Origin of the sequence: Aeromonas sp. BIGb0405 (assembly GCF_024807335.1) — a bacterium.
GTDB lineage: Bacteria > Pseudomonadota > Gammaproteobacteria > Enterobacterales > Aeromonadaceae > Aeromonas > Aeromonas rivuli.
In genome coordinates, this window is record NZ_JANUEP010000008.1 from 97116 (window position 1) to 112199 (window position 15084).

Below are 15084 nucleotides of genomic sequence, written 5' to 3' on the forward strand. Positions count from 1 at the left end.
CTCTGTTATCCGGGATCTTGCTCAGGCATCTGGCGTGGCTGGTTGGCGGTAGCGTTTGCCGTATTTGAGCTGCTGCACCAGCAAGGCGATGACGATGAGAGCCAGGCCTATGGGGGTGGCCGGATGTATCTCCTCGCCGATCAGCAGGTTGAGCAGGATCAGGGAGGCGAAGGGGGAGATGAAGATAAGATTGCTGAGCGGCGCCGTGTCCGTGGCACTGCGCATGGCCATCAACCAGAGCACGAAGCCAAAGCCCATCTCGAACAGCCCGACATAGATGGCGCCAGCCCAGCCTTGCCAGGCGGTCATGCGGAAGTCGGCCAGCCACCAGGTCGCCACCAGAATGAGCGGCAGGCTGAGCAGGAAGCCGAGCAACAGACTGACGATGGGATCCCCCTGATTACGGGTGTTGAGGATCCAGTAGCCCGCCCAGATCAGGGTAGAGAGCAATGCCAGCCCCACGCCGAGCGGGCTGTCGAACTGCAGGCCGAGCAGATCACCCTTGGTGGCGATCACCAGGGCGCCGAAGTAGCCGAGCAGTATGGCCACCCCATCCCGGCGGCGCAGCTTCTGGCCGAGAAAGGGCACGGCCAGCAGACTCAAGGTGATGGCCCAGGTGTAGTTGATGGTCTGCGCCTGTTGCGCCGGCAGCAGGTCATAGGCTTTGAACAACAGCAGGTAATAGAGGAAAGGATTGAGAGTGCCCAGCGCCAGATAATAGAGAGGGCGCTCTCGCAAGTAGAGCCCCAGCAGCGGTAGCTTGCCCTGTTTGAGCACCAGGGCACCCAGAGCCAGGGTCGAGGTGAGGGCGGCGACCAGTAGCAGTTGTACCGGCTCGAAGTAACGCAGCGACAGCTTGAAGGCGGTGGCAACCGTGGACCAGAGTGCCACGGCGCACAGACCGTATTGATAGGCTCTCTTCTGATTTTTCAACATACTGCAGATCCTTGCATGACCAGCTGAAGGGGCAATTGGCTCCGCAGTCTAGCAGTCTGACCTCGCTACTGTCGTTAGCTGGATGAGATTGGCGGCAGTCCGGAGGTCTGGGTCTCCGGGGAGAACCATTGCGGGTAAAAATTGCGCACTATCTGCACGAGTCAGCTTGCGCCAATTGAAAATATCCGTATAATTCCCCCCGCTTACCCATGAGGTAAGCCAGACGATATGTCTGCATGCTGAGCTTCCCGTTTACGAGTCGCCAGCCTTACAGTCCTCCCGATATGGGGGGAAACGTGAATAATCACACCTCTGGCGGGATAATTCCCAGTCGGGCGGTGTTGATTTATGTTCTTTTATCTATTGGAGCTCTGTCAATGCAGAACCAAAGAATCCGTATTCGCCTGAAGGCTTTTGATCATCGTCTGATAGATCAGTCCACAGCGGAAATCGTTGAAACTGCAAAGCGCACTGGCGCGCAGGTTCGCGGTCCTATCCCGCTGCCGACTCGCAAAGAGCGCTTCACCGTCCTGATCTCCCCGCACGTCAACAAAGATGCGCGTGATCAGTACGAGATCCGCACTCACAAGCGTCTGGTAGACATCGTTGAGCCGACTGACAAGACCGTAGACGCCCTGATGCGTCTGGATCTGGCAGCCGGTGTAGACGTCCAGATCAGCCTGGGCTAATTACGGAAAGGATTGATAACAATGACAATCGGTCTTGTAGGTCGCAAAGTGGGTATGACTCGCATCTTCACTGAAGATGGCGTTTCTATCCCGGTGACTGTTATCGAAGTTGAAGCTAACCGTGTAACTCAGGTCAAATCTGTAGAAACCGATGGCTACAACGCTATTCAGGTTACCACTGGCGCCAAAAAAGCCAGCCGTGTGACCAAGCCGGAAGCGGGCCACTTCGCCAAAGCTGGTGTAGAAGCCGGTCGTGGTCTGTGGGAATTCCGTCTGAACAACGGTGAAACTTTCACTGTTGGCGGCGAGTTGAAAGTAGATCTTTTCGCTGACGTTAAGCTGGTAGATGTTACTGGCACATCCAAGGGTAAAGGTTTTGCCGGTACTGTTAAGCGCTGGAACTTCCGCACCCAGGATATGACCCACGGTAACTCCTTGTCTCACCGCGCTCCGGGTTCTATCGGTCAGAACCAATCCCCGGGTAAGGTATTCAAGGGCAAAAAGATGGCTGGTCACATGGGAGCTGAGCGTGTAACGACTCAGAACCTGGAACTGGTTCGTGTTGACGCTGAACGCAACCTGCTGCTCATCAAAGGTGCAGTACCGGGTGCTACCAACGGCAACGTGATCGTCAAACCTGCCGTTAAAGCGTAACGTCTGAGGAGATAGTAATGGAATTGGTAATGAAAGACGCCAAGAGCGCTCTTGAAGTTTCCGAGACTACCTTCGGGCGCGAATTCAACGAAGCTCTGGTTCACCAGGTCGTCGTTGCATATGCCGCAGGTGCCCGTCAGGGTACTCGCGCGCAGCTGACTCGCTCTGAAGTGTCTGGTGGCGGCAAAAAGCCGTGGCGTCAGAAGGGTACTGGTCGTGCCCGTGCTGGCTCCATCCGTTCGCCTATTTGGCGTTCCGGTGGTGTGACTTTTGCTGCTAAGCCGCAAGATCACAGCCAAAAAGTAAACAAGAAGATGTACCGCGGCGCTATCCGTAGCATCCTGTCCGAGCTGGTACGTCAAGAGCGCCTGATCGTTGTCGAGAAATTCGGCATCGAAGCGCCGAAGACCAAAGAACTGATCGCCAAGCTGAAAGAGATGGAACTGAAAGACGTTCTGATCGTGACTGCTGAAGTCGATGAGAACCTGTTCCTCGCCGCTCGCAACCTGTACAAGGTCGATGTGCGTGACGTAGCCGGTATCGACCCCGTCAGCTTGATCGCTTTCGACAAGGTTCTGATGACTGCTGATGCAGTTAAGCAAATCGAGGAGATGCTGGCATGATCCGCGAAGAGCGTCTGTTGAAAGTTCTGAAGGCTCCGCATATCTCTGAAAAGAGCACCATGGTCGCCGAGAAGCAGAACACTATCGTGTTCAAAATTGCTGTCGACGCCACCAAGGCGGAAGTCAAAGCTGCAGTTGCGAAACTGTTCGAGGTCGAAGTTGAGACCGTCCGTACCCTGAACATGAAGGGTAAGACCAAGCGCTCAGGTGCGCGTGTAGGCCGTCGTTCCGATTGGAAAAAGGCTTATGTGACCCTGAAAGCTGGTCAGGACATCGACTTCATGGGCGCAGCCGAGTAAGAGGAGTTCTGAAAAATGGCAATCGTTAAGTGCAAGCCTACTTCTCCGGGCCGCCGCCACGTCGTTAAGATCGTCAACCAAGAGCTGTACAAGGGCAAGCCCTTCGCCGCTCTGCTGGACAGCAAAAGCAAGTCCGGTGGTCGTAACAACAACGGTCGTATCACTACCCGTCATATCGGTGGTGGTCACAAGCAGCATTACCGTATCGTCGACTTCAAACGCGACAAAGACGGCATTCCTGCCAAAGTAGAGCGTCTGGAATACGATCCTAACCGTACCGCTAACATCGCCCTGGTGTTGTATGCAGACGGTGAGCGTCGTTACATCCTGGCCCCGAAAGGCCTGAAAGCTGGCGATCCGATCGCTTCTGGTGCTGATGCTGCCATCAAGGTGGGTAACTCCCTGCCGATGCGCAACATCCCGGTCGGTTCTACCGTTCACGCCGTTGAGATGAAACCTGGTAAAGGTGCCCAGCTGGCTCGTTCCGCTGGTACTTTCATCCAGATCCTGGCGCGTGAAGGTAACTATGTAACTCTGCGTCTGCGTTCCGGCGAAGTACGTAAAGTTCTGTCCGAGTGCCGCGCTACCATCGGCGAAGTGGGTAACTCCGAGCACATGTTGCGTCAACTGGGTAAAGCCGGTGCCAACCGCTGGCGTGGTATTCGTCCGACCGTTCGCGGTATGGCGATGAACCCGGTTGATCACCCGCACGGTGGTGGTGAAGGTCGTAACAAGGGCATGCAGCCTGTGTCCCCTTGGGGCCAGAAGGCTAAGGGCTTCAAGACCCGTAAGAACAAGCGTACCGACAAGTACATCGTACGTCGTCGTAACAAGTAATTGTTAACATAGAGGAATCACCATGCCACGTTCTCTCAAGAAGGGTCCATTTATTGACCTGCACTTGCTGAAGAAGGTAGAGAAAGCGGTGGAAAGCGGGGATAAAAAGCCGGTTAAAACCTGGTCCCGTCGCTCAATGATCATCCCGAACATGATCGGTTTGACCATCGCTGTCCATAATGGTCGTCAGCACGTTCCGGTTTTCGTTACCGAAGAAATGATCGGTCACAAACTGGGTGAATTCGCACCGACTCGTACTTATCGCGGCCATGCTGCTGATAAGAAGGCTAAGAAGCGCTAAGGGATAAATGATGGAAGCTATCGCTAAACACCGTTATGCCCGTACTTCTGCCCAGAAAGCTCGTCTGGTAGCCGATCAAGTACGTGGTCTGTCCGTAGACAAGGCTCTGACTCTCCTGACCTTCAGCCCGAAAAAGGCTGCAGTGCTGGTGAAGAAGGTGCTGGAATCTGCCATTGCAAACGCTGAGCACAACGAAGGCGCCGATATCGACGCCCTGCGTGTTGCTACTATCATGGTCGACGAAGGTCCCTCCATGAAGCGCATCCGTCCTCGTGCCAAAGGTCGCGCGGATCGTATCCTCAAGCGTACCGCTCACATCACTGTAGTGGTATCCGACGCTAAGGCTGGGAGATAAGCAATGGGTCAGAAAGTACATCCTAATGGCATTCGCCTGGGTATTACCAAGCCTTGGAATTCTACCTGGTTCGCGAACACCAAAGACTTCGCTGACAACCTGTACAGCGATTTCCAAGTACGCCAGTTCCTGACCAAGGAGCTGAAAAACGCTTCCTTGTCCAAGATCACCATCGAGCGTCCGGCCAAGAGCATCCGTGTGACCATTCACACTGCTCGTCCGGGTGTCGTGATCGGCAAGAAAGGCGAAGACGTTGAGAAACTGCGCAAAGCTGTCGCCGCTATCGCTGGCGTGCCTGCACAGATCAACATTTCCGAAGTCCGCAAGCCGGAGCTGGATGGCAAACTTGTTGCTGACAGCATCACTTCCCAACTGGAACGTCGCGTAATGTTCCGTCGTGCTATGAAGCGCGCCGTACAAAACGCAATGCGCCTGGGTGCCAAGGGCATCAAAGTGGAAGTGTCTGGTCGTCTGGGCGGCGCTGAAATCGCGCGTACCGAATGGTACCGTGAAGGTCGTGTGCCTTTGCACACCCTGCGTGCCGACATCGACTACGCAACTTCTGAAGCCCACACCACCTACGGTGTGATCGGCGTTAAGGTTTGGATCTTCAAGGGCGAAGTTCTGGGTGGTCTGGCTGCAGTTAATGCTGCCGCTGCTCAAGAGCAAGCTCCTGCGAAGCCCAAGCGCGATAACAAACGCCGCGGTAAGTAAGGAGATTCGGTAAATGTTGCAACCAAAGCGTACTAAATTCCGCAAGACCCATAAGGGTCGTAACCGCGGTCTGGCCAACTCTGGTAACGAAGTATCCTTCGGTACCTTTGGCCTGAAGGCGACATCCCGTGGTCAACTGACTGCTCGTCAAATCGAAGCAGCCCGTCGTGCCATGACCCGTCACGTCAAGCGTCAGGGTAAAATCTGGATCCGTGTGTTCCCGGACAAACCCATTACCGAAAAGCCCCTCGAAGTTCGTATGGGTAAAGGTAAGGGTAACGTCGAATACTGGGTATGCCCGATCCAACCTGGCAAGGTTCTGTACGAGATGGACGGTGTTCCCGAGGCTCTGGCCCGTGAAGCATTCGCCCTGGCCGCTGCTAAGCTGTCCGTTCAGACCACTTTCGTAATTAAGACGGTGATGTGATGAAAGCTCAAGATCTGCGTCAAAAGAGCGTCGATGAACTGAACCAGGAGCTGCTGGGTCTGCTGCGTGAGCAATTCAACATGCGCATGCAAGCTTCCACTGGCCAACTGGCTCAGACTCACACTCTGAAGCAAGTGCGTCGTGACGTCGCACGTATCAAGACTGTACTGACTGAGAAGGCAGGTGCGTAATGACTGACAAAATCCGTACTCTGCAAGGTCGTGTAATTAGCGACAAGATGGATAAATCCATCACCGTCGCTATCGAGCGCAAGGTAAAGCACCCGATCTACGGTAAGATCATCAAGCGCACTACCAAGCTGCACGTACACGATGAGACCAACGAGTGTAAAGCTGGCGATCTCGTGGAAATCCGCGAGTGCCGTCCGCTGTCCAAGACCAAGTCTTGGACCCTGGTCGGGATCCTGGAAAAGGCTTAATCAGCCTTTTGTAGTCCAAACGGCCCCCATCGGGGGCCGTTTGTTTTTTAGGCTACCTTTTCCAATTTCTCTGTGTTATAGTTTCGCGCCTTTTGAAGGCAGCCAGATCCCGTAAGGGATAAGAAGTAAACAAAGCGGAGCACTAAAATGATCCAGATGCAAAGTATGCTGGGTGTAGCCGACAACTCCGGCGCTCGCAGTGTAATGTGTATTAAGGTTCTGGGTGGCTCGCACCGCCGTTATGCCGGCATCGGCGACATCATCAAAGTTTCCATCAAGGAAGCCATTCCTCGCGGTAAAGTGAAGAAAGGTGATGTATATAACGCGGTGGTCGTACGCACCCGTAAAGGCGTTCGTCGTCCGGACGGCTCAGTCATCCGTTTCGACAACAATGCGGCTGTTTTGCTTAACGGCAACCAACAGCCAATCGGTACTCGTATTTTTGGCCCGGTGACCCGTGAACTCCGTAATGAGAAGTTCATGAAGATTGTGTCCCTGGCACCCGAAGTACTGTAAGGAGTCGAACGATGGCAGCTAAAATCCGTCGCGAAGACGAAGTGATAGTTCTTACCGGCAAAGACAAGGGCAAGCGTGGCAAAGTCACTCAAGTTCTGATTGCTAAAGGTAAGGTTCTCGTGGAAGGCATCAACCAGGTGAAGAAACACCAGAAGCCGGTACCCGCTTTGGGTCAGGCTGGCGGTATCGTCACCAAAGAAGCCCCCCTCGATGTTTCAAATGTAGCACTGTTCAACTCTGCCACTGGCAAGGCTGACCGTGTTGGTTTCCGGATTGAAGACGGCAAAAAAGTTCGTTTCTTCAAGTCTACCGGCGAACTTGTGAAGTAATTGGAGTTTAACGATGGCGAAACTGCATGATTACTACAGATCCGATGTAGCACAAGAACTGTCAAAGCAGTTCGGTTACAAGACGATCATGCAAGTCCCTCGGATCGAGAAAATCACCCTGAACATGGGTGTTGGTGAGGCGATTTCTGATAAGAAACTGCTGGAAAATGCTGCTGCCGATATGGCTGCCATTTCCGGTCAGAAGCCGCTGATCACCAAAGCTCGCAAATCTGTTGCGGGCTTCAAGATTCGTGAAGGCTACCCGATAGGTTGTAAAGTAACCCTGCGTGGCGAGCGTATGTGGGAGTTCCTGGAACGGCTGATTTGCATCTCCGTACCGCGTATCCGTGACTTCCGTGGCCTGAATGCTAAAGCGTTCGATGGTCGTGGTAACTACTCCATGGGCGTGCGTGAGCAAATCATCTTCCCGGAAATCGACTATGACAAAGTCGATCGCGTCCGTGGTCTGGATATCACCATCACCACTTCCGCGAATACCGATGAAGAAGGCCGTGCTCTGCTGGCTGCCTTTAACTTCCCATTCCGCAAGTAAGGTTAGGGTTATGGCTAAAACATCCATGAAAGCACGTGAAGCAAAGCGTGCGAAGCTGGTAGCCAAGTTCGCCACTAAGCGAACCGAGCTGAAAGCTATCATCGTTGATATGAACGCTTCTGAAGAAGCGCGTTGGGATGCTGTCTTGCAACTGCAACAGCTGCCCCGTGATTCCAGTCCGTCCCGCCAGCGTAACCGTTGCAATATTACTGGTCGTCCGCACGGTTTCCTGCGCAAGTTTGGCCTGTCTCGCATCAAGGTGCGTGAGCATGCCATGAAGGGCGAAATTCCAGGTCTCAAAAAGGCCTCTTGGTAAGAATCTCGGGAGTTAGACTATGAGCATGCAAGATCCGATCGCGGACATGCTGACCCGCATCCGTAACGGTCAAGCGGCGAGCAAAGTTGCGGTTTCCATGCCTTCTTCCAAGCTGAAAGTGGCTATCGCCCACGTGCTGAAAGAAGAAGGTTACATCACTGGCTACTCCGTAGCTGGCGATGTGAAACCGGAACTGGAAATTGAACTGAAATATTTCCAGGGCAAACCGGTTGTAGAACTGATCCAACGCGTAAGCCGTCCCGGCCTGCGTATTTATAAGCGCACTACTGACCTGCCGAAAGTTATGGGCGGTCTCGGTGTTGCTATCGTGTCCACGTCTAAAGGTGTGATGACTGACCGTGCAGCTCGTAAAGCTTGCATGGGCGGTGAGATCATCTGCTACGTCGCTTAATAGGAGGTAGGATATGTCTCGTGTTGCTAAGGCACCCGTCACTATTCCTGCTGGCGTAGAGGTGACTCTGAACGGTCAGGAACTGTCCATCAAAGGTGGTAAAGGTTCCCTGGTTCGTTCTATTCACGCCGGTGTAGAAGTGACCAAAGAAGACAATGTACTCAAGTTCGCCCCGCGCGACGGCTCCACTGGTGCCGACGCTCAGGCTGGTACTGCACGTGCATTGGTCAACAACATGGTAATCGGTGTTACCCAAGGCTTCGAGCGTAAGCTGCAGCTGGTTGGTGTAGGTTATAAAGCCTCCATCAAGGGCAATGCTGTCGCGCTGGCCCTGGGCTTCTCTCACCCGGTTGAGCATGCGCTGCCGGCTGGTGTGACCGCTGAGTGTCCTACTGCTACTGAGATCATTCTCCGTGGTGTAGACAAGCAGATGGTTGGCCAAGTCGCCGCCGATATCCGTGCTTACCGCGCTCCGGAGCCCTACAAGGGCAAGGGTGTACGCTATGCCAACGAGCAAGTGCGTACTAAAGAAGCTAAGAAGAAGTAAGGTAACACTATGGACAAGAAAGCAGCTCGTCTCCGTCGTGCTACTCGTGCTCGGAAGAAGATGCAGGAACTGGGAGCAACCCGTCTGGTTGTTCACCGTACCCCGCGTCATATCTACGCGCAGGTAATCGCAGCCAACGGTTCCGAAGTTCTGGCCTCTGCTTCCACAGTAGAGAAAGCCATCAGTGAAGCAATCAAGTACTCCGGTAATGCAGATGCAGCTACCGCAGTCGGTAAAGCTATCGCTGAGCGAGCTATCGCCAAAGGCATTCAGAACGTATCTTTCGATCGTTCCGGTTTCAAGTATCACGGTCGTGTAGCCGCTCTGGCTACCGCTGCTCGTGACGCTGGTCTTCAGTTCTAAGCTAGGAGTCGAAGATGGCTAAAGTCGAATCTCAAGCCGGCGAACTGCAAGAAAAGCTGATTGCAGTAAACCGTGTTTCGAAAACTGTTAAAGGTGGTCGTATCATGTCCTTCACCGCGTTGACCGTGGTGGGTGATGGTAACGGCCGTGTAGGTTACGGTTACGGTAAGGCCCGTGAAGTTCCCGCCGCTATTCAAAAAGCGATGGAACAGGCTAAACGTAACCTGAGCAAGGTAGAACTGAACAATGGCACTCTGCACCACCCGGTGCAAGGCGTTCACTCCGGTTCCACCGTGTTCATGAAGCCGGCCTCTGAAGGTACTGGTATCATTGCAGGCGGCGCCATGCGTGCTGTGCTGGAAGTTGCTGGTATCCACAACGTGCTGGCAAAGACCTACGGTTCCACTAACCCGATCAACGTTGTTCGCGCAACTGTAGACGCTCTGGTACAGGGTCAATCCCCGGCCCAGATCGCTGCCAAGCGTGGTCTGCGCGTTGAAGAAATTCTGGGGTAATGCGACATGGCTAACACTGTAAAAGTAACTCAAACGCGCAGCTCTATCGGCCGTCTGCCTAAGCATAAGGCGACTCTGCGTGGTCTGGGTCTGCGTCGCATTGGTCACACCGTTGAGCTGGAGGATACTCCTTGCGTCCGTGGTATGATCAACCAGGTTTACTACATGGTTAAGGTGGAGGGCTAAGCATGCGTCTGAACACTCTGTCTCCGGCCCCAGGCTCTAAGTCTGTCAAGCACCGTCCAGGCCGTGGTATTGGTTCTGGTCTGGGCAAGACTGGTGGTCGTGGTGTTAAAGGTCAGACCTCTCGTTCCGGTGGCGGTAAAGTCCGCGCTGGTTTCGAAGGCGGCCAGATGCCTTTGAAAATCCGTCTGCCGAAGTTCGGTTTCTTCTCTCGCAAATCTTTGGTTTCTGCCGAAGTGCGTCTGAACGAAATCGCCATGGTAGAAGGTGATGTGGTCGATGTGAGCACTTTGAAGCAAGCCGGCGTTCTGACTAAGAACATCGTTTTCGCTAAAATTGTTCTGTCTGGCAACATTGACCGTGCTGTGACCGTTCGTGGTGTGTCCGTCACCAAAGGTGCACGTGCAGCCATCGAGGCCGCTGGCGGTAAAATCGAGGAATAATCAGTACAATGGCTAAGAAACCAGGATTGGATGTTAAAGCGCAGGGTGGTCTGAGCGAACTGAAGAGCCGTCTGCTCTTCGTTCTCGGGGCGATTATCGTTTTCCGTGCAGGCTCTTATGTGCCGATTCCTGGTATTGACGCCGCCGTACTGGCCGAGTTGTTCCAGCAACAGAAGGGCACCATCATTGAGATGTTCAACATGTTCAGTGGTGGTGCACTCTCGCGTGCTTCTATTCTTGCGTTGGGGATCATGCCGTACATTTCGGCGTCGATCATCATCCAGTTACTGACCGTGGTTCATCCCGCTCTTGCTGAACTCAAGAAAGAAGGTGAATCCGGCCGTCGCAAGATCAATCAGTATACCCGCTGGGGTACATTGATTTTGGGAACCTTCCAGGCCATTGGTATCGCAACCGGTCTGCCGAATATGATGCAAGGACTCGTGACTCATCCGGGTTTGGGCTTCTATTTCACGGCGGTTGTGAGTCTGGTTACCGGCACCATGTTTTTAATGTGGTTAGGTGAACAGATTACCGAGCGTGGTATCGGTAACGGCATCTCGTTGATTATTTTCACCGGGATCGTTGCTGGGCTGCCTCATGCCATTGGTGCTACGGCCGAACAGGCACGTCAAGGGGAATTGCACATCCTGCTGTTGTTGTTGCTGGGCTTGATTGTTTTCGCAGTGACTTACTTTGTGGTGTTCGTAGAGCGTGGTCAGCGTCGTATCGTCGTTAACTATGCAAAACGTCAACAAGGCCGCCAGGTATTTGCCGCGCAAAGCACGCACCTGCCATTGAAAGTGAATATGGCCGGTGTGATTCCTGCGATTTTCGCATCCAGTATCATCCTCTTCCCAGGGACCATCACCTCATGGTTTGGTCAGGGCGAGGGCAAGGTAGCAGACGTTCTGCAGCAGGTCTCTATGGTCCTGCAGCCGGGTCAGCCCTTGTATGAGATGCTGTATGCAGCAGCCATTATCTTCTTCTGTTTCTTCTATACTGCGTTGGTGTTCAATCCACGCGAGACGGCAGACAACCTGAAGAAGAGTGGAGCCTTTATCCCGGGGATCCGCCCGGGCGAGCAGACAGCACGTTATATCGATAAGGTTATGACTCGCCTGACATTGGCAGGTGCACTCTATATAACCTTTATCTGTCTGGTACCCCAGTTCCTGATGACTGCCTGGAACGTACAGTTCTATTTCGGCGGCACTTCGCTGCTGATTATCGTGGTGGTTATCATGGACTTCATGGCTCAGGTACAAACCCATATGATGTCTCATCAATATGGCGACGTCCTGAGGAAGGCCAACCTGAAGGGCTACGGCCGCTAAAGGTCGGCGTAGTTACGGAGTTAAGCAATGAAAGTTCGTGCTTCCGTTAAGGCAATCTGCCGTAACTGCAAAATCATCAAGCGTCACGGTGTGGTGCGTGTGATTTGCAGCGAGCCAAAGCATAAACAGCGCCAAGGCTAATTTTTTACGGTTAGGACTTGCAACAAACAGTTGTGCTGGCTAATATAGCCAGCCAACTTTTGTTGTGTATTGGTTGACCGCCACGTATCCGCTCACGGGCTTTGTGGTGGTCGTTATCTACTCTATGTAGGAGTGAACAGTGGCCCGTATCGCTGGCATTAACATTCCTGACCATAAGCATGCAGTCATTGCGTTGACTGCGATTTATGGCGTCGGTCGTACCCGCTCCAAGGCCATTTGTGCCGCAGCCGGTATCGCTGAGAATGTGAAAATTAAAGACTTGGACGAAGCTCAGATCGAGAGTCTGCGCGAGCAAGTAGGTAAATTCACCGTTGAAGGTGACTTGCGTCGTCAGATATCCATGAACATCAAACGCTTGATGGATCTGGGTTGCTACCGTGGTTTGCGTCACCGTCGTAGCCTGCCTGTTCGTGGTCAACGTACCAAGACCAATGCTCGTACCCGTAAGGGTCCGCGCAAGGCTATCAAGAAGTAACGGGAAGGTAGAAAATGGCTAAAACTCCGACTCGTGCTCGCAAGCGCGTTAAAAAGCAAGTGAGCGACGGTATTGCACACGTTCATGCATCTTTCAACAACACAATCGTGACCATTACTGACCGTCAGGGCAATGCTCTGTCATGGGCTACCTCTGGTGGTTCAGGTTTCCGTGGTTCCCGTAAGTCCACTCCGTTTGCTGCCCAGGTAGCTGCTGAGCGTGCTGGTGAGATCGCCAAAGAATACGGCGTGAAGAACCTGGAAGTCATGGTCAAAGGTCCGGGTCCCGGTCGTGAGTCCTCCATCCGCGCGCTGAACGCGGCTGGTTTCCGCATCACTAATATTACTGATGTGACTCCGATCCCGCACAACGGTTGTCGTCCTCCCAAGAAGCGCCGCGTATAACGCTGTTGCTTATTGGTCTAGGATTGTTGGAGAAAGAAGATGGCAAGATATATCGGTCCTAAGCTTAAGCTTAGCCGTCGTGAGGGCACCGACCTCTTCCTGAAGTCAGGTGTTCGTGCGATAGATTCCAAGTGCAAGATTGACACTGCTCCTGGTCAACACGGTGCGCGTAAAGCGCGTCTGTCTGACTACGGCGTGCAACTGCGCGAGAAACAAAAAGTTCGTCGTATCTACGGCGTGTTGGAAAAACAGTTCCGCAACTACTACCGCGATGCTGCCCGTCAAAAAGGCAACACCGGCGAAAACCTGTTGCAGCTGCTGGAAGGTCGTTTGGATAACGTCGTTTATCGCATGGGCTTTGGCGCTACCCGCGCTGAATCACGTCAGCTGGTGAGCCACAAGGCTATCCTGGTAAACGGTCGCGTTGTTAACATTCCTTCTTTCCAGGTTTCCCCTGAGGACGTGATCTGCGTTCGTGAGAAGGCTAAGAAGCAAGCGCGTATCAAAGCTTCCCTGGAAGTTGCTGGTCAGCGTGAGAAGCCGACTTGGGTAGAGGTTGATACCGCTAAAATGGAAGGTGCCTTCAAGCGCCTGCCAGAGCGTTCTGACCTGTCTGCCGACATTAACGAGCAGCTGATCGTCGAGCTTTACTCCAAGTAAAGCTAGCTTCTAAAGAGAGGACACAATGCTGGGTTCTGTAACAGATTTTCTTAAGCCGCGGCTAGTTGACATCGAGCAAGTTAGCCCGACTCACGCAAAAGTGACTCTTGAGCCACTTGAGCGTGGTTTTGGTCACACGCTGGGTAACGCCCTGCGTCGTATTTTGCTGTCATCTATGCCCGGTTGTGCAGTCACAGAAGTCGAGATCGACGGCGTGCTGCATGAGTACAGCAGCAAAGAAGGTGTACAGGAAGACATTCTTGAAATCCTGCTCAACCTGAAAGGTATCGCTGTGAAGCTGGAAGGCAAGGACGAGGTAACTCTGTCCCTGACCAAGTCTGGAACAGGCCCCGTTACCGCAGGTGATATCACTCACGGTGATGAAGTCGAGATTGTTAACCCGGAGCACGTAATCTGCCACCTGACTGGTGCCAATGCTGAGATCAGCATGCGCCTGAAAGTTCAGCGCGGTCGTGGTTATGTGCCTGCTTCTGCTCGTGTTCACAACGATGATGAAGAGCGTCCTATCGGTCGCCTGTTGCTGGACTCTGCGTTCAGCCCCATCGTTCGTATTGCCTACAATGTTGAGGCAGCACGTGTGGAACAGCGTACCGACTTGGACAAGCTGGTTATCGACATGGAGACCAATGGTACTCTGGATCCTGAAGAAGCTATCCGTCGCTCTGCCACTATTCTGGCTGAGCAACTGGAAGCCTTCGTGGATCTGCGCGATGTCAGCGTGCCCGAGAAGAAAGAAGAGAAACCCGAGTTCGATCCGATCCTGCTGCGTCCTGTCGATGATTTGGAGCTGACAGTTCGTTCTGCGAACTGTCTGAAGGCAGAAGCTATCCACTATATTGGTGATCTGGTACAGCGTACCGAGGTTGAGTTGCTTAAGACTCCCAACCTCGGTAAGAAGTCCCTGACTGAGATCAAGGATGTGTTGGCCTCCCGTGGTCTGTCTCTTGGCATGCGCCTTGAGAATTGGCCGCCCGCCAGCATCGCTGACGAGTAATCCAGATTACGGGTTTCACAGATTTAGTTAGAAGGATAAGGTCATGCGCCATCGTTTGAGTGGTCGTCAACTGAACCGGAACAGCAGCCATCGTCAGGCTATGTTCCGCAACATGGCCAGCTCCCTGGTTCGTCATGAGATCATCAAGACGACTCTGCCTAAGGCAAAAGAGCTGCGTCGTGTCGTTGAACCGCTGATCACCCTTGCCAAGACCGATAGCGTTGCTAATCGTCGTCTGGCATTTGCCCGCACTCGCGACAACGCGATTGTGGCTAAGCTGTTCAATGAACTGGGCCCGCGCTACCTGGAGCGCGCCGGCGGTTATACTCGCATTTTGAAATGCGGTTTCCGTGCCGGCGACAACGCTCCGATGGCTTACATCGAGCTGGTAGACCGCCCGGCCGCTGCTGAAGCAGCTGCTGAGTGATAAAGAAAAAGCCGGGCTTGTCCCGGCTTTTCTTTTAATGGAACCTGATACTGCCTCAACTGCCTCAACTGCCTCAACTGCCTCAACTGCCTCAACTGCCTCAACTGCCTCAACTGCCTCAACTGCCTCAACTGCCTCAACTGCCTCAACTGC

At 53.4% G+C, this 15084-nt stretch carries 29 protein-coding genes; 28 read left to right on the top strand and 1 reads right to left on the bottom strand.

The features are described from left to right. Nucleotides 1-21: 21 nt before the first annotated feature. Complete coding sequence (locus tag M2366_RS16115) at nucleotides 22-936, bottom strand: DMT family transporter (protein WP_259270171.1); 915 nt, start codon at nucleotides 934-936, stop codon at nucleotides 22-24. A 377-nt stretch (nucleotides 937-1313) separates the two neighbouring features. Here M2366_RS16115 and rpsJ point away from each other — a divergent pair, with 377 nt between their 5' ends. The 28 genes from rpsJ (at nucleotide 1314) to rplQ (ending at nucleotide 14931) form a co-directional block, all read left to right on the top strand. Further along, nucleotides 1314-1625, top strand: a complete 312-nt coding sequence (gene rpsJ, locus M2366_RS16120; protein ID WP_005307944.1) for a 30S ribosomal protein S10 — start codon at nucleotides 1314-1316, stop codon at nucleotides 1623-1625. 21 nt (nucleotides 1626-1646) lie between these two features. Continuing rightward, complete coding sequence (rplC, locus tag M2366_RS16125) at nucleotides 1647-2279, top strand: 50S ribosomal protein L3 (protein WP_042042661.1); 633 nt, start codon at nucleotides 1647-1649, stop codon at nucleotides 2277-2279. Between the two features lie 17 nt (nucleotides 2280-2296). Then, nucleotides 2297-2902 carry a 50S ribosomal protein L4 gene (rplD, locus tag M2366_RS16130; RefSeq protein ID WP_005890881.1) on the top strand — a complete coding sequence of 202 codons (606 nt, stop codon included), beginning with the start codon at nucleotides 2297-2299 and terminating at the stop codon, nucleotides 2900-2902. Continuing rightward, nucleotides 2899-3201 (top strand): 50S ribosomal protein L23, encoded by a 303-nt coding sequence (gene rplW, locus M2366_RS16135; protein ID WP_005319747.1) that lies wholly within the window; start codon nucleotides 2899-2901, stop codon nucleotides 3199-3201. The genes rplD and rplW overlap by 4 nt, the downstream gene beginning before the upstream one ends. Before the next feature lie 15 nt (nucleotides 3202-3216). After that, nucleotides 3217-4038, top strand: coding sequence for a 50S ribosomal protein L2 (gene rplB, locus M2366_RS16140; RefSeq protein WP_042042663.1), 822 nt, complete (start codon nucleotides 3217-3219; stop codon nucleotides 4036-4038). Between the two features lie 22 nt (nucleotides 4039-4060). After that, nucleotides 4061-4339, top strand: a complete 279-nt coding sequence (rpsS, locus tag M2366_RS16145; protein ID WP_005307960.1) for a 30S ribosomal protein S19 — start codon at nucleotides 4061-4063, stop codon at nucleotides 4337-4339. Between the two features lie 10 nt (nucleotides 4340-4349). After that, nucleotides 4350-4694: a 50S ribosomal protein L22 gene (rplV, locus tag M2366_RS16150; protein ID WP_005890899.1), complete on the top strand. Its 345-nt coding sequence runs from the start codon at nucleotides 4350-4352 to the stop codon at nucleotides 4692-4694. A gap of 3 nt (nucleotides 4695-4697) precedes the next feature. Continuing rightward, entirely contained in the window at nucleotides 4698-5408 is a 711-nt protein-coding gene (gene rpsC, locus M2366_RS16155; protein ID WP_005890900.1) for a 30S ribosomal protein S3, read from the top strand. A gap of 13 nt (nucleotides 5409-5421) precedes the next feature. Then, the gene (gene rplP / locus M2366_RS16160) at nucleotides 5422-5835 is read left to right on the top strand and encodes a 50S ribosomal protein L16 (RefSeq protein WP_005307963.1); all 414 of its coding nucleotides are present in this window, start codon (nucleotides 5422-5424) and stop codon (nucleotides 5833-5835) included. Beyond that, nucleotides 5835-6026: a 50S ribosomal protein L29 gene (gene rpmC / locus M2366_RS16165; RefSeq protein WP_005319733.1), complete on the top strand. Its 192-nt coding sequence runs from the start codon at nucleotides 5835-5837 to the stop codon at nucleotides 6024-6026. The genes rplP and rpmC overlap by 1 nt, the downstream gene beginning before the upstream one ends. Beyond that, the gene (rpsQ, locus tag M2366_RS16170; RefSeq protein WP_005890905.1) at nucleotides 6026-6274 is read left to right on the top strand and encodes a 30S ribosomal protein S17; all 249 of its coding nucleotides are present in this window, start codon (nucleotides 6026-6028) and stop codon (nucleotides 6272-6274) included. The genes rpmC and rpsQ overlap by 1 nt, the downstream gene beginning before the upstream one ends. Nucleotides 6275-6421: 147 nt before the next feature. Continuing rightward, nucleotides 6422-6790, top strand: coding sequence for a 50S ribosomal protein L14 (gene rplN, locus M2366_RS16175; protein ID WP_005890908.1), 369 nt, complete (start codon nucleotides 6422-6424; stop codon nucleotides 6788-6790). Nucleotides 6791-6801: 11 nt separating this feature from the next. After that, nucleotides 6802-7119 (top strand): 50S ribosomal protein L24, encoded by a 318-nt coding sequence (gene rplX / locus M2366_RS16180; RefSeq protein ID WP_005890910.1) that lies wholly within the window; start codon nucleotides 6802-6804, stop codon nucleotides 7117-7119. Nucleotides 7120-7132: 13 nt separating this feature from the next. After that, entirely contained in the window at nucleotides 7133-7672 is a 540-nt protein-coding gene (gene rplE, locus M2366_RS16185; RefSeq protein ID WP_005890912.1) for a 50S ribosomal protein L5, read from the top strand. Nucleotides 7673-7682: 10 nt separating this feature from the next. Beyond that, nucleotides 7683-7988 carry a 30S ribosomal protein S14 gene (rpsN, locus tag M2366_RS16190; RefSeq protein WP_005319722.1) on the top strand — a complete coding sequence of 102 codons (306 nt, stop codon included), beginning with the start codon at nucleotides 7683-7685 and terminating at the stop codon, nucleotides 7986-7988. A gap of 19 nt (nucleotides 7989-8007) precedes the next feature. Further along, nucleotides 8008-8400 carry a 30S ribosomal protein S8 gene (rpsH, locus tag M2366_RS16195; RefSeq protein WP_005890915.1) on the top strand — a complete coding sequence of 131 codons (393 nt, stop codon included), beginning with the start codon at nucleotides 8008-8010 and terminating at the stop codon, nucleotides 8398-8400. Between the two features lie 13 nt (nucleotides 8401-8413). After that, nucleotides 8414-8947: a 50S ribosomal protein L6 gene (gene rplF / locus M2366_RS16200; RefSeq protein ID WP_005890917.1), complete on the top strand. Its 534-nt coding sequence runs from the start codon at nucleotides 8414-8416 to the stop codon at nucleotides 8945-8947. 9 nt (nucleotides 8948-8956) lie between these two features. Further along, nucleotides 8957-9310, top strand: a complete 354-nt coding sequence (rplR, locus tag M2366_RS16205) for a 50S ribosomal protein L18 (protein WP_005890919.1) — start codon at nucleotides 8957-8959, stop codon at nucleotides 9308-9310. A 14-nt stretch (nucleotides 9311-9324) separates the two neighbouring features. Beyond that, the gene (gene rpsE / locus M2366_RS16210; protein WP_005890922.1) at nucleotides 9325-9825 is read left to right on the top strand and encodes a 30S ribosomal protein S5; all 501 of its coding nucleotides are present in this window, start codon (nucleotides 9325-9327) and stop codon (nucleotides 9823-9825) included. 6 nt (nucleotides 9826-9831) lie between these two features. Then, on the top strand, nucleotides 9832-10011 hold the full coding sequence (gene rpmD / locus M2366_RS16215) for a 50S ribosomal protein L30 (protein ID WP_005307985.1): 180 nt from the start codon (nucleotides 9832-9834) through the stop codon (nucleotides 10009-10011). Nucleotides 10012-10013: 2 nt separating this feature from the next. After that, a complete protein-coding gene (gene rplO / locus M2366_RS16220) occupies nucleotides 10014-10451 on the top strand; it encodes a 50S ribosomal protein L15 (RefSeq protein ID WP_005890925.1) in 438 nt (145 codons plus the stop codon). An 8-nt stretch (nucleotides 10452-10459) separates the two neighbouring features. Beyond that, nucleotides 10460-11788 carry a preprotein translocase subunit SecY gene (secY, locus tag M2366_RS16225; RefSeq protein WP_005890927.1) on the top strand — a complete coding sequence of 443 codons (1329 nt, stop codon included), beginning with the start codon at nucleotides 10460-10462 and terminating at the stop codon, nucleotides 11786-11788. 27 nt (nucleotides 11789-11815) lie between these two features. Next, nucleotides 11816-11929, top strand: coding sequence for a 50S ribosomal protein L36 (gene rpmJ, locus M2366_RS16230; RefSeq protein ID WP_005319705.1), 114 nt, complete (start codon nucleotides 11816-11818; stop codon nucleotides 11927-11929). 139 nt (nucleotides 11930-12068) lie between these two features. Beyond that, complete coding sequence (rpsM, locus tag M2366_RS16235; RefSeq protein ID WP_005307991.1) at nucleotides 12069-12425, top strand: 30S ribosomal protein S13; 357 nt, start codon at nucleotides 12069-12071, stop codon at nucleotides 12423-12425. Nucleotides 12426-12439: 14 nt separating this feature from the next. After that, the gene (gene rpsK, locus M2366_RS16240) at nucleotides 12440-12829 is read left to right on the top strand and encodes a 30S ribosomal protein S11 (RefSeq protein ID WP_005319702.1); all 390 of its coding nucleotides are present in this window, start codon (nucleotides 12440-12442) and stop codon (nucleotides 12827-12829) included. A 39-nt stretch (nucleotides 12830-12868) separates the two neighbouring features. Further along, the gene (gene rpsD / locus M2366_RS16245; RefSeq protein WP_005890929.1) at nucleotides 12869-13489 is read left to right on the top strand and encodes a 30S ribosomal protein S4; all 621 of its coding nucleotides are present in this window, start codon (nucleotides 12869-12871) and stop codon (nucleotides 13487-13489) included. Between the two features lie 25 nt (nucleotides 13490-13514). Then, nucleotides 13515-14504 carry a DNA-directed RNA polymerase subunit alpha gene (locus tag M2366_RS16250; protein WP_005307997.1) on the top strand — a complete coding sequence of 330 codons (990 nt, stop codon included), beginning with the start codon at nucleotides 13515-13517 and terminating at the stop codon, nucleotides 14502-14504. A 43-nt stretch (nucleotides 14505-14547) separates the two neighbouring features. Continuing rightward, a complete protein-coding gene (gene rplQ / locus M2366_RS16255) occupies nucleotides 14548-14931 on the top strand; it encodes a 50S ribosomal protein L17 (protein WP_005307999.1) in 384 nt (127 codons plus the stop codon). Nucleotides 14932-15084: the final 153 nt, after the last annotated feature.

Excerpts from the sequence above, each read along its gene's own strand:
- M2366_RS16115 (WP_259270171.1), bottom strand. The coding sequence starts at position 936 with ATGTTGAAAAATCAGAAGAGAGCCTATCAATACGGTCTGTGCGCCGTG.
- rpsJ (WP_005307944.1), top strand. The coding sequence starts at position 1,314 with ATGCAGAACCAAAGAATCCGTATTCGCCTGAAGGCTTTTGATCATCGT.
- rplC (WP_042042661.1), top strand. The coding sequence starts at position 1,647 with ATGACAATCGGTCTTGTAGGTCGCAAAGTGGGTATGACTCGCATCTTC.
- rplD (WP_005890881.1), top strand. The coding sequence starts at position 2,297 with ATGGAATTGGTAATGAAAGACGCCAAGAGCGCTCTTGAAGTTTCCGAG.
- rplW (WP_005319747.1), top strand. The coding sequence starts at position 2,899 with ATGATCCGCGAAGAGCGTCTGTTGAAAGTTCTGAAGGCTCCGCATATC.
- rplB (WP_042042663.1), top strand. The coding sequence starts at position 3,217 with ATGGCAATCGTTAAGTGCAAGCCTACTTCTCCGGGCCGCCGCCACGTC.
- rpsS (WP_005307960.1), top strand. The coding sequence starts at position 4,061 with ATGCCACGTTCTCTCAAGAAGGGTCCATTTATTGACCTGCACTTGCTG.
- rplV (WP_005890899.1), top strand. The coding sequence starts at position 4,350 with ATGGAAGCTATCGCTAAACACCGTTATGCCCGTACTTCTGCCCAGAAA.
- rpsC (WP_005890900.1), top strand. The coding sequence starts at position 4,698 with ATGGGTCAGAAAGTACATCCTAATGGCATTCGCCTGGGTATTACCAAG.
- rplP (WP_005307963.1), top strand. The coding sequence starts at position 5,422 with ATGTTGCAACCAAAGCGTACTAAATTCCGCAAGACCCATAAGGGTCGT.
- rpmC (WP_005319733.1), top strand. The coding sequence starts at position 5,835 with ATGAAAGCTCAAGATCTGCGTCAAAAGAGCGTCGATGAACTGAACCAG.
- rpsQ (WP_005890905.1), top strand. The coding sequence starts at position 6,026 with ATGACTGACAAAATCCGTACTCTGCAAGGTCGTGTAATTAGCGACAAG.
- rplN (WP_005890908.1), top strand. The coding sequence starts at position 6,422 with ATGATCCAGATGCAAAGTATGCTGGGTGTAGCCGACAACTCCGGCGCT.
- rplX (WP_005890910.1), top strand. The coding sequence starts at position 6,802 with ATGGCAGCTAAAATCCGTCGCGAAGACGAAGTGATAGTTCTTACCGGC.
- rplE (WP_005890912.1), top strand. The coding sequence starts at position 7,133 with ATGGCGAAACTGCATGATTACTACAGATCCGATGTAGCACAAGAACTG.
- rpsN (WP_005319722.1), top strand. The coding sequence starts at position 7,683 with ATGGCTAAAACATCCATGAAAGCACGTGAAGCAAAGCGTGCGAAGCTG.
- rpsH (WP_005890915.1), top strand. The coding sequence starts at position 8,008 with ATGAGCATGCAAGATCCGATCGCGGACATGCTGACCCGCATCCGTAAC.
- rplF (WP_005890917.1), top strand. The coding sequence starts at position 8,414 with ATGTCTCGTGTTGCTAAGGCACCCGTCACTATTCCTGCTGGCGTAGAG.
- rplR (WP_005890919.1), top strand. The coding sequence starts at position 8,957 with ATGGACAAGAAAGCAGCTCGTCTCCGTCGTGCTACTCGTGCTCGGAAG.
- rpsE (WP_005890922.1), top strand. The coding sequence starts at position 9,325 with ATGGCTAAAGTCGAATCTCAAGCCGGCGAACTGCAAGAAAAGCTGATT.
- rpmD (WP_005307985.1), top strand. The coding sequence starts at position 9,832 with ATGGCTAACACTGTAAAAGTAACTCAAACGCGCAGCTCTATCGGCCGT.
- rplO (WP_005890925.1), top strand. The coding sequence starts at position 10,014 with ATGCGTCTGAACACTCTGTCTCCGGCCCCAGGCTCTAAGTCTGTCAAG.
- secY (WP_005890927.1), top strand. The coding sequence starts at position 10,460 with ATGGCTAAGAAACCAGGATTGGATGTTAAAGCGCAGGGTGGTCTGAGC.
- rpmJ (WP_005319705.1), top strand. The coding sequence starts at position 11,816 with ATGAAAGTTCGTGCTTCCGTTAAGGCAATCTGCCGTAACTGCAAAATC.
- rpsK (WP_005319702.1), top strand. The coding sequence starts at position 12,440 with ATGGCTAAAACTCCGACTCGTGCTCGCAAGCGCGTTAAAAAGCAAGTG.
- rpsD (WP_005890929.1), top strand. The coding sequence starts at position 12,869 with ATGGCAAGATATATCGGTCCTAAGCTTAAGCTTAGCCGTCGTGAGGGC.
- M2366_RS16250 (WP_005307997.1), top strand. The coding sequence starts at position 13,515 with ATGCTGGGTTCTGTAACAGATTTTCTTAAGCCGCGGCTAGTTGACATC.
- rplQ (WP_005307999.1), top strand. The coding sequence starts at position 14,548 with ATGCGCCATCGTTTGAGTGGTCGTCAACTGAACCGGAACAGCAGCCAT.